Below are 14,035 nucleotides of genomic sequence, written 5' to 3' on the forward strand. Positions count from 1 at the left end.
GGTGTGGTTTCCTCCCGGCGCATAGGATGGGCGGCGAGCGGCGTCCGGAACGACCGGACGCCAGCACGAAGGGACGTGAACGAAGTGGGCCCCTTCCGCAGCCTGTGGCGGGCAACGGTCAGCTTCGCCCTCGTAAGCATCCCGGTGAAGGTGTATGCGGCCACCGAAGACAAAGATATCCACCTGCGCCAGCTCCACGACCGGTGTCACTCCCCCATCGAGTACCGCAAGTGGTGCCCGGTCTGCGATACGGAGGTCCAGCCCGAGCACGTCGTGTCGGGGTGGGAAGTGTCGCCCGGCCGGTTCGTACCCCTCACCGAGGAGGAGCTCGACGCCCTGCCGCTGCCCGAAGGCCACACGGTGCAGATCATGGACTTCGTCTCGCTCGCCGAGGTCGACCCGGTCTACTTCGAGCGTCCCTACTACCTGGAGCCTGCCGAAGGAGCCGTACGGGCATACCGGCTGCTGGTTGAGGCCATGCAGAGCACGGGGCGCATGGCCGTCGCCCGGATGGCGCTGCGCCGGCGGGAAAGCCTGGCCGCCCTGAGGCCCTCCGGCAACGTGTTGACGCTGGAGACCATGCGCTTCCACGACGAGGTGCGGGCCCCGGACCAGGTCGTCGAGCTTCCCTCCGGCAGCCAACCCACCGAACGCGAGCGGGAGATGGCCGTGCAGCTCGTGCGGCAGCTCACCACCGCCTTCGAACCCCGGCGCTACCAGAGCCGCCGCCGGGAGGCCTTCACCGAGCTCATCGAGCGCAAGCTCACCGGCAAGGCCGTCGTCGAAGCTCCGGCCCAGCAGCCGCCCCCCGTCGCCGACCTGGTCGAGGCCCTGAAGGCGAGCCTGCAGCAGACGGACGGGAGCCCGGATGGCACGCGCAAGGACGGGCGACGGCGCGTCGCAGGGGCACGCTCCGGGCGTTGAGATGCCCCGGACCGTGCGCCCCATGCTGGCGGAGCTGGCACGCCGCCCCTTCGACTCGCCGCGGTACTGGTTCGAACCCAAGTGGGACGGCCTGCGGGCCATCGCGTTCGTAGCGGGACGGGAGCCGTGCTGGCTTCAGAGCCGCAGGGGCGTGCGCTGGAGATGGCAGTTCCCCGAAGTGACGCAGGCCCTCGATACCATTGGGGTCCATCACCGCTGCGTGCTGGACGGCGAACTGGTGGCGAGCGGCGAACTTGGCCGCCCCGACTTCACCGCCATCCTCGAACGCAGCCTCGTGCGAAGCCCCTTGCGGGCCTCGGAGGCGGCCCGCCGCCGGCCGGCCACCTACATGGTCTTCGACCTGCTCTACCTCGACGGGGAGGACCTGCGGGGACGCCCCTTCGACGAGCGGCGGCGCCGGCTCGAACGGTGGGCGGAGCAGGCCATGGCCGGCACATCCGCCCTGCTGCTCTCCCCTGCGGTCGTGGGGAAAGGGCGTACCCTCTTCGAGCAGGCCGAGCGTCTCGACCTCGAGGGCGTCATGGCCAAGCTCCGCACCAGCCCTTACCTCGAGGGGCGTCGCAGCCCCTACTGGCTCAAGATCAAGCGATGGGCCGAGGAGGTCATGTGCGTGGCCGGCTTTGTCCCGGACGGCCGGGAGGGGATGCGATCGATCGCCGTCGCGGCCGAGCGCGACGACGGCAGGTGGCAGCTCGCCGGCCTGGTGGGCTCCGGACTCTCGCCGGCCCGCCAGCGCCACCTGCGTCGGGCGCTCGAACCTCTGCGCCTGCCCGCCCCTGACCCGGACCTGGTCGTCCCGATGATGCCCTCCCCCGTGGCTCCCTGGCGGCGGCGGGATCCGTGGCCCAAGGTGAGTTGGGTCGCCCCGCGCCTGCAGGTGCGGGTCCGCTACCTCGACCGCACGGAGCACGGGTGGCTCCGCCACGCCTCACTGGTGGACGTCGAGCCGGGCGGCGAACCACAGGGGGAGCGGTCATGAGCCCGCCCGCCGGCCAGGGTGCTCCGGCCGGCCGCGTCCGGGTGGACGGGCGAGAGCTCCGCTTGACCCACCTCGACCGGGTGCTCTGGCCACGAGAGGGGCTCACCAAAGCCCACCTGATTGACTATTTCGTCCGGGTGGCGCCGCTCATGCTGCCCCACCTGGAAGGACGGCCGCTGGTGCTCACCCGGTACCCCGAGGGCATCGAGCGCCCTTCCTTCTACCAGAAGCAGGCGCCCTGGCCCCGCCCCGCCTGGGTCCAAACGGCCCGGCTGGCCCACGAGGAGCGCGCCATCGACTACGTGCTCGCCGATAGCGCGGCGACCCTGGCATGGCTCGGCAACCTGGCGGCGATCGAGATCCATCCGTGGATGTCCCGGGTGGACGACCCCGAACATCCCGACCTCGTGGTGATCGACCTCGACCCGGACCCGCCGGCTTCCTTCGAGGAGAGCCGGAAGGTGGCCTTCTGGGTCAGGCAGGCGCTCGACCGGCTCGGCGTACCCTCGGTGCCCAAGCTCTCCGGGGCCACCGGCGTCCACGTCTGCATCCCCATCCGGCGCCGCTACACTTACGAGCAGACGAGCCGCTTCGCGGCGACGGTAGGCCGGGCGCTGAGCGAGGTCTTCCCCGACCGGGTCACCGACGAGCGCCTGGTCCGCCGCCGCCATGGCCGGGTCTACGTCGACCCCTACCAGAACCTGCGGGGGAAAACCGTCGTGGCCCCGTACTCGCCGCGCCCCTTGCCCGGAGCCCCGGTCTCCATGCCGCTCACGTGGGACGAACTCGAGACGGCCCAACCCCGTGCGTTCACCATCGCCAACGTGACGCAGTGGCTGCCGGGCCGGCGCGACCCGCTCCTCGAGGCCCTCGGCAGGCCCTGTTCGCTGGACGCTTTCTTGGAGAGGGTGCCGGGGCTTCAGGGCACCCGGACGTAGGGCACGCCGGTGGGCTCCACCTCGGCCAAACGCTCGTGCAGCGCCCGGGCCGCCTCCAAGAACGCCTGCCCGATGCGGTCGTCCTTGAGCGCCGCCAGCGGCTGGCCCTCGTCACCCGACTCCCGCAGGGAACGGTCGAGCGGCAAGCGGGCCAACAGCGGCACGCCCAGGGCCTCGGCGATCTGCTGGCCGCCTCCCCGGCCGAAGATCTCCTCGGTGTGGCCGCAGTGCGGGCAGATGAAGTAGGCCATGTTTTCGATGACGCCGACCACGGTCTGGTTGGTCTTCTCCGCCATCTTGGCCACCCGGCGGGCCACCACCGAGGCCACGGGTTGCGGGGTGGTCACCAGGAGGAGGTAGCTCTGAGGGATGAGCTGGTACATGCTGATGGCGATGTCGCCGGTGCCCGGGGGCATGTCGAGCAGCAGGTAGTCGAGGTCACCCCACAGGACGTCCTTGAGGAACTGCTCCAGCGCTTTCATCAGCATGGGACCCCGCCAGATGACGGCCGTCTCCTCGTCCACCAGCGAGCCCATCGAGATGGCCTGCACGCCGTGGGCCGTCTGGGGAGCCAGCGCCCCCTCGATGACCATGGGCCGGCCCTTGAGCCCCAGAATCCGGGGAATGCTGAACCCGTAAATATCGGCGTCGATCACGCCGACCCGGTGTCCCAGGCGGGCGAGCGCTACCGCGAGGTTGGCCGTCACGGTGGACTTGCCGACGCCGCCCTTGCCGCTGGAGATCCCGATGATCTGGGTGTTGGAGGCCGGATCGAGGATGGACGAGCGCGCCTGGCGCCGCCCGCTGAGGCGGTTGACCAGGGCCTGGCGCTGCTCGGGCGTCATCTCGCCCAGGGTAACATGGACCTCCTCGACCCCCGGCAACTGCCCGACCCGGGCCTTCACGCTGCTTTCGATCTCGCGGTGGAGCGGGCAGCCGGCGACGGTGAGCAACACGTCGACCTCCACCCGGGTGTCCTGGATTCGTACGTCCTTCACCATGTCGAGATCGACGATGCTGCGGCGGAGCTCCGGGTCCAGGATGGTCCGGAGCGCCTCCATCACCTGCTCCCGGCTCACCATCGACCCAACGCCTCCCGGCTGCCCGTCTCCCGTACGCGACGAGTGGCAGGCCAAATAGTTAACCGCGTTACATGTTATCCGCGGTGCAACCGGGCGTCAACGCGGCGGCCCACGGGCGCAACGTGTCGGCCCGCAGCCCCCACCGCATGGCAGCCAGCGTCAGGACGTCGCCCACCTGCACGTTGCCCAGGCCCACGTCGGGTCCCAGGCGCAACAGCAGCTCTCGCTGCTGCTCGACCCCCGGGGCCTCCCAGATCACCCGGCCCGGCCGGGAGAGGAGCTGGGCCAGGCGCTGCCACTCGGCTACCCGCAGGCGGCCCTCCTCGTCGAAGATGCCCACCCCGCGGCCCGAGTCTCGCGCCTCGATGATGACCCACTCGGCGCCCGCATCCAGGTCGAGTTCGACCTGCTCGGCGGCGTCCTCGGGGCGGAAGGGCCGGCCAGGGTCCTTGCTCCCCACCTCGGTGAGGACCCGGAAGCCCTGCTCCCTCGCCGACGCGATCAGGGCCAGGCGTTCGTCCACCCCCAAATCGAAGGTGCCGTTGGAGACCTCGACCCAGGCGAAGCCGAGGCGCTTCAGATGGGCCAGCACCTCCTCGGGGTCCCCCAGCACTCGGGACAGCTCGAGGAGCGTGCCCCCGGCGTAGACCTCGACCCCCATGGCCCTGCCGGCTTCCACTTTGGCCAACACGGCGTCAGGCCGGTAGAGCAGGGCGGAGGCGAAAGCCAGCTTCCAGAGCTGCACGTGGGGAGCGGCCATCTCCAGGAGATCCAGGAAGTAAGCGGGGGGCACCCCCTTGTCGATCACCATGGTCACGCCGCCCGTGACCCTCGCAGGAGGCCACGAGCCGTCGACCCGGGCGAAACACGGTTTCCACAACCCGTCGGAAGGCGGGCCTTCCCAGCGGCTGGCGACGCGCGCCACGATTGACGAAAACCCCCTTTCCCCGGCTCCGGCAGTGTATGCATGGCCTGACTGCGTGGCCCCGGGGAAAGGGGGCTTCCGGAAGCTCCCCGAAGCGGACGGCGTTACGGAAGCGCGAGGGTCTCGAGCGGCCCCCGCACCGCCTCCACCGAACGGGCGAATGCCTCCTGCTCCTCAGGGGTCAGCTCGATCTCCACGACCCGCTCCACGCCGTTCCCGCCCAGGATCACCGGGACGCCCACGTAGATGTCGCGGTGCCCGTACTCGCCGTCGAGGTAAGCGATGACCGGGATCAGGCGTCGCTGGTCCAGCAGGATCGCCTCGACCATCTCGGCGACCGCCGCGCCCGGAGCGTAGTAGGCGCTGCCCGACTTGAGCAGGTTGACGATCTCTCCGCCTCCCTTGCGGGTCCTCTCCACGATGGCATCCAGGCGCTCCTTCGGGATGAGCTTCTCCACCGGGATGCCGCCGGCGTAGGAGTAGCGCACGAGCGGCACCATCTGATCGCCGTGGCCGCCCATGACGAAGGCGGAGACGTCCTTGACCGAGATGCCGAGCTCCATCGCCAGGAAGGTGCGGAAGCGGGTCGAGTCCAGCACCCCCGCCATCCCCATCACCCGGCGGGTCTCCCAGCCGGTGTACCTCCAGGCCGCGTAGGTCAGCACGTCCACCGGGTTGCTGACCACGATCAAGAAGGCGTCGGGCGCGTAACGTTTGACGTTGCGCACGACCTCCTCGAGGATGCCGGCGTTGGTCTTGAGAAGATCGTCCCTGCTCATCCCGGGCTTGCGAGCGATGCCGGCGGTCATCACGACCACCTGGGAGCCCCGGATCTCTTCGTAACCGTTGCTGCCCACGATGCGCAGGTCGAAGCCTGCGATCGGCGCCGCCTCCAGCAGGTCCAGCGCCTTGCCCTGGGGCAAGCCTTCCACCACGTCGACGAGCACCAGGTCCGCCATCCCCCTGGCCGCCAGCCAGTGGGCCGTGGTAGCACCCACATTCCCAGCCCCGACGATGCTGACCTTTGCGCGCATTGCCCAACAGCCCCCCTTGTGCTTTGCTCACGGCACGACCGAGGTACCTGCCGCACCGGCTACGGCCCCCTGCAGGCGCTCGAGCGCCGAGATGGTGGCTCGCTTGCCCGTGGCCTCGACGAAGCGAACACAGGCCCTCACCTTCGGCTCCATGCTCCCCGAGGCAAACTCGCCCGCCTCCAGGTACCGGCGGGCCTCCGCCACCGTCATCTGCGCTACCGGCCTTTGCTGGGGCGTGCCATACCCCAGGTACACCGCGTCGACGTCCGTCAGGATCACCAGCAGATCCGCGTGCATCTGCTCGGCCAGCCGCGCCGCCGCGAGATCCTTGTCGATGACCGCCTCGACACCCAGGATGCGGTACTCGGGATCCCGTACGACCGGGATCCCCCCTCCTCCGGCGGCCACCACGATGACCCCTTGCTGCACCAGGTCCCGGATGACCTGGGCTTCCACGATCGCCTTCGGGTCGGGCGACGGCACGACCCGCCGCCAGCCGCGCCCCGCGTCCTCCACGTAATGATACCCTGTCTCCGCCGCCAGCCGCCGGGCCTCGGCGGCGTCGTAAAACGGGCCGATCGGCTTGGTCGGACGGGAAAAGGCCGGATCCTCGGAGTCGACCACCGTCTGGGTCACGAGCGTGACGACGCTTTTCTCGATGTTGGCCCGTACCAGCTCGTTGTACAGCGACTGCTGGATCAGGTAACCGAGCAGCCCCTGGCTCTCTGCCCCGCAGACGTCGAGCGGCATCGCAGGGACGCCGGCGCTGCGGCCTGCCTCCTGCTGCAGCAGGATCGCACCCACCTGCGGGCCGTTGCCGTGCGTCACCACCACCCGGTGACCCCGCTGGATGAGGCGCACCAGTTGCCGGCTGGTGGATCGCAGGCTGTGACGCTGATCGGCGGCGGTGCCCTTCTGCCCCGGGCGAAGGATGGCGTTGCCCCCGAGCGCCACCACGATCATCCACGACTGCATGGCTGCACCGGTAGTATTCCATCGCTGGATGGGCCATCCTGCATCGTTTCCTCTTGACAATGCCGGTGCCCGGTTTATATTGATTGTCCGGTAGCACTCACCGCCGCCGAGTGCTAACAACATCCACGCTGGAGTCGTAGAGGGGGGAAAGGGATGCCGGACATCCGTCCACTCGGGGATCGGGTGCTCGTCAAGCCCATCGAGCAAGAGGAACGCACCAAAGGGGGTATCGTACTACCGGACACCGCGAAGGAGAAGCCCCAGATGGGCGAGGTGATCGCGGTCGGCACCGGACGGCTGCTGGAAAACGGCCAGAAAGTGCCCCTCGAGGTCAAGGTCGGCGACCGGATCATCTACGCCAAGTACGGGGGCACCGAAGTCAAGCTCAACGGAGTGGAGTACCTGATCCTCCGGGAGAGTGACATCCTCGCCATCCACAACGAAAAGTGAGCCACGCGACGTGAGAGGGTGGTTATAGAGGTATGCCGGCCAAGCAACTCGCGTTCGAGGCAGAGGCGCGCCGGGCCCTGGAGCGGGGCGTCAGCGCCGTCGCCAACGCGGTCAAGGTGACGCTGGGCCCCAAGGGCCGCAACGTCGTGCTGGAGAAGAAGTATGGGTCGCCCGTGATCACGAAGGACGGCGTCACCGTCGCCAAGGAGATCGAGCTCAAGGATCCGTACGAGAACATGGGCGCCCAGCTCTGCCGGGAGGTCGCCTCCAAGACCAACGACATCGCCGGTGACGGCACGACCACGGCCACGGTCCTGGCCCAGGCGATCGTCCTCGAAGGCATGAAGAACGTGGCCGCGGGCGCCAACCCGATGCTGGTCAAGAAGGGCATCGACCGCGCGGTGGCCGCTGCAGTGGACGAGATCAAGCGGATCGCCATCCCGATCGAGGGCAAGAATGACATTGCCCACGTCGCCTCCATCGCGGGCAACGACCCCGAAATCGGCGGCCTGGTCGCCGAGGCGATGGACAAGGTGGGCAAGGACGGGGTCATCACCGTCGAGGAGTCCAAGGGCACCCAGACCACGGTCGAAGTCGTCGAGGGCATGGAGTTCGACAAGGGCTACATCTCGCCGTACTTCGTCACCAACCCCGAGGCGATGGAGGCCGAGCTCGAGGATCCGTTCATCCTGCTGCACGAGAAGAAGATCTCCAACGTCCACGACCTCCTGCCCCTGCTGGAGAAGGTCGTCCAGGCCGGCCGCCCGCTGTTGATCATCGCCGAGGACGTCGAGGGTGAGGCGCTGGCGACGCTGGTCGTCAACAAGATCCGGGGCACCCTCAACTGCTGCGCCGTCAAGGCGCCCGGATTCGGCGATCGGCGCAAGGCCATGATGGAGGACATGGCCATCCTCACGGGCGGCACCTTCCTGTCGGAGGACCTGGGCATCAAGCTCGAAAACGTCACCCTGGATCAGCTCGGCCGGGCCCGCCGGGTCCGCGTGGGCAAGGAGAAGACCACCATCATCGAGGGCCAGGGCGACCGCCGCAAGATCCAGGGCCGCGTCGAGCAGATCAAGAAGCAGATCGAGGAGACCGACTCCGACTACGACCGGGAGAAGTTGCAGGAGCGGCTCGCCAAGCTGGCGGGCGGCGTGGCGGTCATCAAGGTCGGTGCGGCGACCGAGACCGAGCTGAAGGAGAAGAAGCACCGGATTGAAGACGCCGTCAACGCTACCCGCGCGGCGGTCGAGGAAGGCATCGTGCCCGGCGGCGGCGTCACCTACATCAACATCCTGCCGGCGGTCGACAAGGTCGAGGCCAGCGGCGACGAGCTGGTCGGCGTCAACATCGTGAAGCGGGCGCTGCTCGAGCCGGCCCGGCAGATCGCGTTCAACGCCGGGCTCGAGGGCTCCGTGATCGTCGAGCGGATCCGCAACGAGAAGCCGGGCTGGGGCCTCAACGCCCTGACCGGGGAGTTCGTCGACATGGTGAAGTCCGGCATCGTCGACCCGGCCAAGGTGACCCGCACGGCGCTCGAAAACGCCGCCAGCATCGCGGGCATGGTGCTCACCACCGAGGCGCTGGTCTCGGAGATCCCCGAAAAGGAGAAGAAGCCCAACTATCCGCCGGGCGGCGACATGGACTACTGATTCCGGCGGAGTGGCGACGCCGTTTCGGGTCCGAGAGGGGTCGGCCCCGCGAGCAGGGGCCGGCCCCTTGCGCGTGGAATCCTGCGGCTGGGTTTGTTCCCTTTTTCAGGTTTTCAGATGGGAAGGTGATCCCCGTAAGGCGCTGGGTTTCCGTGCCGGCCGGGCGGCTGTTCGCGTGGCAGTGGGGTGCCGGGCCGGATCTCGTGGTGCTGCCGGGTGTGGAGGAGGCACTGCTCAGCCGGGCTGCCCTGGGCTGGGTCATGGGCCGGTGGTGGGCGCCCTTTGCCCGGCGTTACGGGATGCGGGTGACGGCGCTGGCGGCGCGCGAGTCCGTGCCGCCGGAGTTCACCACCCAGCAGATGGGGCAGGACGCGGCGGCCGCCCTCGAGGCGCTCGGGGTGCGGCCTGCAGCCATCGTCGGCGTAGGGGCCGGCGGGGCCGTCGCCGAGTGGGCGGCCGTGGAGGTCGCGCTGCGAGGCTCGGCGCCCCCGGCCCTCATCTTGCTCTCCGTGCCGGCCGGCCTGCGTACGACCGGGGCGCAGGCGGGCTTTTACGACCACCTCGTGCGGCTGCTGCGGGGCACGAGCCCCGAGCAGGCGTTCGACCACCTGTGCGGGCTCTACCTCGACGCCGACCTCGGGCGCCGCCACCGCCTCATGGTGAAGCTGCTGCGCCGGTGGGGCCGCAGCGGCGACGTGCAGCGGGCGGTCAGGCTCCTCGGCGCCTGGCGCGCCCACGATGCCCGGCCGATCGAGTCGCGCCTGCGGGCGCTACCGATCCTGATGGTATCCGGCGGTTTCGACGCGCTGGTGCTCCAGGAGCCGGCCAACGGGCAGCGCGGCGCGCCGGTGCTGCGCCCGGCGCGGCACGTGTGGCTCGCCGGAGAGCACGGGGCCTTCCTCGCCTATTGGGAGACGGTAACGGCGGAGATGGCGCGCTTCGCCCGGGAGCGCGCCCCCGCCTACTCCGAGGAGGCGGCGCCGTCGCCCGTCTCCGTGTGACGGCGGCGCCCGTCACGCCTCGGCGCTTTTTCGTCCCTCGCGCTCTCCAGCAGGGCCAGCACGTCGTCGAGGGCCTCTTCGGGGATCACGACGCCCTTCTTGCTGGGGAAAAACTCTTCCCCGTCCTGCCGGCGCCACTCGATGCGGATATCCACGTATGCCCGCCCGCGCCGTTCCACCCGCCGGACGGCGATCCGCTCCGTCGCGTTCTTCTCGATGGTGCCGACGACCGTTTCCCGATCCCAAAACCCGCTCTCCTGATCCACGACCCTGTTCCTCTCCGGGCCGGGCGCCCGCTAGCGGGGCACCCCCCTCACCCTTCCCAGTATGCACGGCCTACGCGGCCGGCGGACCTACCTTTTGTACCATGATCCGGACGCCTGTCAACCGGACGGGCCCCGTCGCATCCGGGACGAGGGCAGCCTCGAGCTGGAGCGACCACGGGATCTCTTCGACCATCTGGGAAAGGCGGAGCAAAGCGGCTGCGACGCCGTCGCCCCCGGCTTCGCCCACGCCGTCGCACCACGCCGCCAGTTCCTCGGCGTCCCGATCCGTGAGCGGCGTGATCCGCACCGCCCGGCCGGCCTCGCTCTCGCGCCCATCGGACGACGGCGCCGCCCGTCGCCGCTCGAGCTCCAGGATCGGCCCAAACTGCGGGTGCGGCCGGATCCGCACCGCCACGCACCCGGAGGCCGGCAGCCGCTCGAGGTGGCCCTCTCTTACCTTCAGCCCGAACCAGGCCAGCAACTGCTCGGCTTCGGGGGCAGCGAGCTCGACCCCGTCCCTTCCGTGCAGCCACTCCTCGACGGCCGCCCTGGCGCGTATCGCGTCCACGTCGTCGAAGAAGACCAGCCGACCTGGGGGACGGCGCCTGTAAGCGGCGTACTCGGCTGCCCGGGCCAGCGCCATGGCCGCCGCCTCGGGGAAGCGATAGGACGGGAACGGCCGTTCGCTGCCGGCCACTCGCACGGCGCCGGTCTCCCCCATCAGGCACAGCGCCAGGGGCTTGCCGACGCCGGTCGTTCGCTCCGCCCGCACCGCCGCCCGCCGGATGGCCCGGGTCACCGCGCCGGGATCGCAGCTGGCCACGCAGGCGAATATGGCGATGAGGGCATCGACCTCGGGGTTTTCGAGCGCCCGCCGCACCGCCTCCTCGTACCGCTCGGGCCCGGCCAGCGGGCCCAGGTCGACGACGCCAGGCCCCGAGAGGACGAGCCCCCTGGCCTCGCAGGTGTCGGCGGCAATGGTGGCGACCCCGCCCGAATTGGTCACGATGCTCACCCGGTTGCCCTGCGGCAACGGCTGGTGGGCGAGCAACACGGCCACGTCGAACATCTCTTCGAGGGTATCGGCGCGGATCACCCCGGCCTGGCGGAACAGCGCCTCGACCTCCTCCTCCCCCGCCGCCACGGCGCCGATGTGCGCCTGCGCGGCCCGCACTCCGGCCCGGCTCCGGGCGCTCTTGACGCACAGCACCGGCTTGCGGGCGGAAAGGCGGCGGGCGATGCGGGCAAAGCGCCTCGGGTTGCCGAAGGTCTCCAGGTAGAGGAGCGCCATGTCCGTCTGGGGGTCCTCGTCCCAGTACTCCAGCAGGTCGTTGCCGGAGACGTCCGCCCGGTTGCCGGCCGAGACGAACGTCGAGAAGCCCAGCCCGCGCTCTTTCGCGTACGCCAGGATGACGAGCCCCAAGGCCCCGGAGTGCGAGAAAAAGCCGATCCGGCCGCGAGGGGCGAGCGAGGGAGCAAGGCTTGCGTTCAGGCGGATCTCCGGATCGGTGTTGATCAGGCCCAGGCAGTTGGGGCCGACCATCCGCGCCCCCCGGCTGCGCACCAGCTGCACCAGCGCCCGCTGCCGCTCGGCGCCCTCGGGGCCGGCCTCCGCGAACCCGGCCGTCAGCACCACGAGCCCCCGGGCGCCGGCCTGCAGCGCCGAACGGGCCACCTCCAGCACCTGGTCGGCGGGCACCGCCACGATGACCAGTTCGACGGGCTCGGGAAGCGCTTCCACAGAAGGGTAGGCCCGCACACCGTAGACCGAGGCAGCGCTGCGGTTGACCGGGTACACGGTGCCCGTGAAGCCCGCCTGCAGGATGTACCGGAAGACCATCCCGCCGACGCTGTCCGGGTCCCGGGAGGCGCCCACGACCGCGACCCGCCGTGGACGCAAGAGGGGCACCAGGGAGTTGGCCGCCGCGATACGTTCCCGCAGCTCCGCACGCTCTCTGGCGGCGGCGGTCGTGGCCACCGGGAACTGGATGTGCAGCACGCCGCCATCCAGAGCCTGTCGCACCTGGAACCCCGACTCGCGGAAGACCTCGACCATCGGCCGGTTTTCGAACAGCACCTCGGCCTCGAACCCTACCAGGCCCGACCCGGCCGCCATGCCGGCCAGCCGCTCCAGCAACAAGGTGCCGATCCCGCGCCCCTGGAAGGCGTCGTCGACCACGAAGGCCACTTCGGCGGTGTTGCGCCCCGGCAGGGCGACGTAGTTGCCCACGCCCACGACCCGCTCGTCGGGCCCCTCGCCCCAGACCGCCAGGAGCGAGACCTGATCCCTGGACGGCGGCGCGCACAACTGCTCCACGAGCGTGCGGCTCACCTGGGAGACGCCGGCAAAGAAGCGCATCCGCAGGGTCTGGTGGGACAGGCGTGCCATGAGGGCCTCCACGGCGGGCACGTCGGCCGGCGAGGCCGTGCGGATCAGCACCCAGCTGCCGTCCCGCAAGAGCGCGTGCTCGCGAAGCGCCGTCCCCTCGGGGATGACGCGCCACATGCCCGTTGCCTCACCTCGAAGACCCGAAGGCGATGCGACGGAGCTCTTCGAGGGGCATCAGCCCGTCGTACCGCTTCCCGTTGATGAAAAAGGTCGGCGTCGCGCGCACGCCTTTCTCCCGTCCCTGCTCGTAGCTCGCCTCGACCCACGGGCGCATCCGCCGGCTCTCGAGGCAGCCGGTGAACGCCGGCACGTCGAGCCCGAGCTGTCGGGCCATCTGGATCAGCCGCTCCTGGGAGAAGGCCCCCACGTTTTCGCCTTGCTGGTTGGCAAAGAGCAGGTCATGGAACTCCCAGAACTTTCCCTGCACCGCGGCGCAGGCCGCCGCTTCGGCGGCCCACTTGGACTCCGGCCCGATGAACGCGAAGTTGCGGTAGGCGAGGCGCGCCTTGCCTTGCGCTACCTCCTCTCGCAGCAGGGGGTGGACCACCTCCTGGGCCGCCCGGGCGCAATACGGGCACTGGAAGTCGGAGTAGACTTCGATCAGCACCGGAGCCCCGGGCTTACCCGCCGTCATGAGGGCCTCGAGCTGCTGCAGACTCGTGACGGCCCGGCCCGCGTCGCCTGCCACCTGCCCGGCCGGGCTGACCTCCACGGCGCTAGCCCCGGCGAGCCCCTCTGGGCCGGCTCCCGGCCCCAGGGCCGAGGCAGGCAGATAGTTGAGCGCGGCCAGGCCGGCTCCCAGCAGCAAGCCCGCCACCGGCGCCATAGGCTGCAGGCGCACCTGCGAGACCTTCGCCTCGAAAGTCCACATGACGGCCAGGGCCACCATGACGGCCGCCGACAGGGTGCACCAGGGACAGAAGCTCTGCACGGCCCACGCCTGGACACCGAGCAGATACAGCGAAAAGAGGGCCCCGCCCCAGCTCAGCACCAGGCCGGCCCCCTCGGCCAGGCCTGGACCCTGGCCTGCGCGAAGCGCCCACCATGCGGACGCGAGCAACGCCACGTACCCGGCCAGCCCCCAAAGGGCCAGCGGGACACCCGCCATCCGCGCGAAAGGCGACTGCCAGTTGGCCTCACAGCCGCTCCCGGGCCCGCAAAACAGCGCCTCTCCGGGGGCCTGGCCCGTCTCCACGACCAGCAGGTAGAGCGCCACCAAGGCACCGAGCACGCTGAGCCCGGCCGCTACCCCGAGCAGCGTGCGACGGCGCCGGCCTTCCCGTCCGCCCCGGCCCGCCGGGACCGAGCGCGACGTGTGCTTGCTCTCCATGGACGCCCTCCTCACCCGACCTCGCCGCGAGATGTTCGGCGAAGGAGCGGCCCTGCCTGCTGGCGATGG

Annotated in this window: 13 protein-coding genes; 6 read left to right on the forward strand and 7 right to left on the reverse strand. The window is 70.1% G+C overall.

What is annotated here, in order from left to right; genetic code table 11:
• Positions 1–75 precede the first annotated feature (75 nt).
• The 3 genes from ku to ligD are packed head-to-tail and all read left to right on the forward strand — an operon-like array spanning position 76 to position 2,862.
• Complete coding sequence (gene ku, locus U7230_RS08185; protein ID WP_324715358.1) at positions 76–924, forward strand: non-homologous end joining protein Ku; 849 nt, start codon at positions 76–78, stop codon at positions 922–924.
• Positions 869–1,924, forward strand: coding sequence for an ATP-dependent DNA ligase (locus tag U7230_RS08190; protein ID WP_324715359.1), 1,056 nt, complete (start codon positions 869–871; stop codon positions 1,922–1,924). The genes ku and U7230_RS08190 overlap by 56 nt, the downstream gene beginning before the upstream one ends.
• Positions 1,921–2,862: a non-homologous end-joining DNA ligase gene (ligD, locus tag U7230_RS08195; RefSeq protein ID WP_324715360.1), complete on the forward strand. Its 942-nt coding sequence runs from the start codon at positions 1,921–1,923 to the stop codon at positions 2,860–2,862. The genes U7230_RS08190 and ligD overlap by 4 nt, the downstream gene beginning before the upstream one ends.
• Here the strand turns inward: ligD and U7230_RS08200 are convergent.
• The 4 genes from U7230_RS08200 to arcC all read right to left on the reverse strand — a co-directional run bounded on the left by U7230_RS08200 (position 2,844) and on the right by arcC (position 6,878).
• Positions 2,844–3,944: an Mrp/NBP35 family ATP-binding protein gene (locus U7230_RS08200; protein WP_324715361.1), complete on the reverse strand. Its 1,101-nt coding sequence runs from the start codon at positions 3,942–3,944 to the stop codon at positions 2,844–2,846. The genes ligD and U7230_RS08200 overlap by 19 nt on opposite strands.
• A 67-nt stretch (positions 3,945–4,011) precedes the next feature.
• Positions 4,012–4,869 (reverse strand): phosphosulfolactate synthase, encoded by an 858-nt coding sequence (locus tag U7230_RS08205; RefSeq protein WP_324715362.1) that lies wholly within the window; start codon positions 4,867–4,869, stop codon positions 4,012–4,014.
• 104 nt (positions 4,870–4,973) lie between these two features.
• Positions 4,974–5,903 carry a malate dehydrogenase gene (gene mdh / locus U7230_RS08210; RefSeq protein ID WP_324715363.1) on the reverse strand — a complete coding sequence of 310 codons (930 nt, stop codon included), beginning with the start codon at positions 5,901–5,903 and terminating at the stop codon, positions 4,974–4,976.
• Between the two features lie 27 nt (positions 5,904–5,930).
• Positions 5,931–6,878, reverse strand: a complete 948-nt coding sequence (arcC, locus tag U7230_RS08215; protein WP_324715364.1) for a carbamate kinase — start codon at positions 6,876–6,878, stop codon at positions 5,931–5,933.
• Between the two features lie 153 nt (positions 6,879–7,031).
• Here arcC and groES point away from each other — a divergent pair, with 153 nt between their 5' ends.
• The 3 genes from groES (at position 7,032) to U7230_RS08230 (ending at position 9,981) form a co-directional block, all read left to right on the forward strand.
• The gene (gene groES, locus U7230_RS08220) at positions 7,032–7,328 is read left to right on the forward strand and encodes a co-chaperone GroES (protein ID WP_324715365.1); all 297 of its coding nucleotides are present in this window, start codon (positions 7,032–7,034) and stop codon (positions 7,326–7,328) included.
• Between the two features lie 32 nt (positions 7,329–7,360).
• Positions 7,361–8,980, forward strand: coding sequence for a chaperonin GroEL (gene groL / locus U7230_RS08225; RefSeq protein WP_324715366.1), 1,620 nt, complete (start codon positions 7,361–7,363; stop codon positions 8,978–8,980).
• A 125-nt stretch (positions 8,981–9,105) separates the two neighbouring features.
• Positions 9,106–9,981 (forward strand): hypothetical protein, encoded by an 876-nt coding sequence (locus U7230_RS08230; RefSeq protein WP_324715367.1) that lies wholly within the window; start codon positions 9,106–9,108, stop codon positions 9,979–9,981.
• On the opposite strand, the gene U7230_RS08235 is transcribed toward U7230_RS08230, so the two are convergent.
• The 3 genes from U7230_RS08235 to U7230_RS08245 form a co-directional block, all read right to left on the reverse strand.
• Positions 9,942–10,247 (reverse strand): transcriptional coactivator p15/PC4 family protein, encoded by a 306-nt coding sequence (locus tag U7230_RS08235; protein WP_324715368.1) that lies wholly within the window; start codon positions 10,245–10,247, stop codon positions 9,942–9,944. The two genes, U7230_RS08230 and U7230_RS08235, sit on opposite strands and share 40 nt — an antisense overlap.
• A 70-nt stretch (positions 10,248–10,317) precedes the next feature.
• Complete coding sequence (locus U7230_RS08240; protein WP_324715369.1) at positions 10,318–12,753, reverse strand: bifunctional acetate--CoA ligase family protein/GNAT family N-acetyltransferase; 2,436 nt, start codon at positions 12,751–12,753, stop codon at positions 10,318–10,320.
• 10 nt (positions 12,754–12,763) lie between these two features.
• The gene (locus U7230_RS08245; RefSeq protein ID WP_324715370.1) at positions 12,764–13,966 is read right to left on the reverse strand and encodes a vitamin K epoxide reductase family protein; all 1,203 of its coding nucleotides are present in this window, start codon (positions 13,964–13,966) and stop codon (positions 12,764–12,766) included.
• Between the last annotated feature and the right edge of the window lie 69 nt (positions 13,967–14,035).

Origin of the sequence: Limnochorda sp. L945t (assembly GCF_035593305.1) — a bacterium.
Lineage (GTDB): Bacteria > Bacillota > Limnochordia > Limnochordales > Geochordaceae > Carboxydichorda > Carboxydichorda subterranea.

Bases quoted from the DNA above. Each gene is read 5' to 3' on its own strand.
- U7230_RS08240 (WP_324715369.1), bottom strand. From the start codon at position 12,753: ATGTGGCGCGTCATCCCCGAGGGGACGGCGCTTCGCGAGCACGCGCTC.
- groL (WP_324715366.1), top strand. From the start codon at position 7,361: ATGCCGGCCAAGCAACTCGCGTTCGAGGCAGAGGCGCGCCGGGCCCTG.
- U7230_RS08200 (WP_324715361.1), bottom strand. From the start codon at position 3,944: ATGGTGAGCCGGGAGCAGGTGATGGAGGCGCTCCGGACCATCCTGGAC.
- U7230_RS08245 (WP_324715370.1), bottom strand. From the start codon at position 13,966: ATGGAGAGCAAGCACACGTCGCGCTCGGTCCCGGCGGGCCGGGGCGGA.
- groES (WP_324715365.1), top strand. From the start codon at position 7,032: ATGCCGGACATCCGTCCACTCGGGGATCGGGTGCTCGTCAAGCCCATC.
- arcC (WP_324715364.1), bottom strand. From the start codon at position 6,878: ATGCAGTCGTGGATGATCGTGGTGGCGCTCGGGGGCAACGCCATCCTT.
- mdh (WP_324715363.1), bottom strand. From the start codon at position 5,903: ATGCGCGCAAAGGTCAGCATCGTCGGGGCTGGGAATGTGGGTGCTACC.
- ligD (WP_324715360.1), top strand. From the start codon at position 1,921: ATGAGCCCGCCCGCCGGCCAGGGTGCTCCGGCCGGCCGCGTCCGGGTG.
- U7230_RS08190 (WP_324715359.1), top strand. From the start codon at position 869: ATGGCACGCGCAAGGACGGGCGACGGCGCGTCGCAGGGGCACGCTCCG.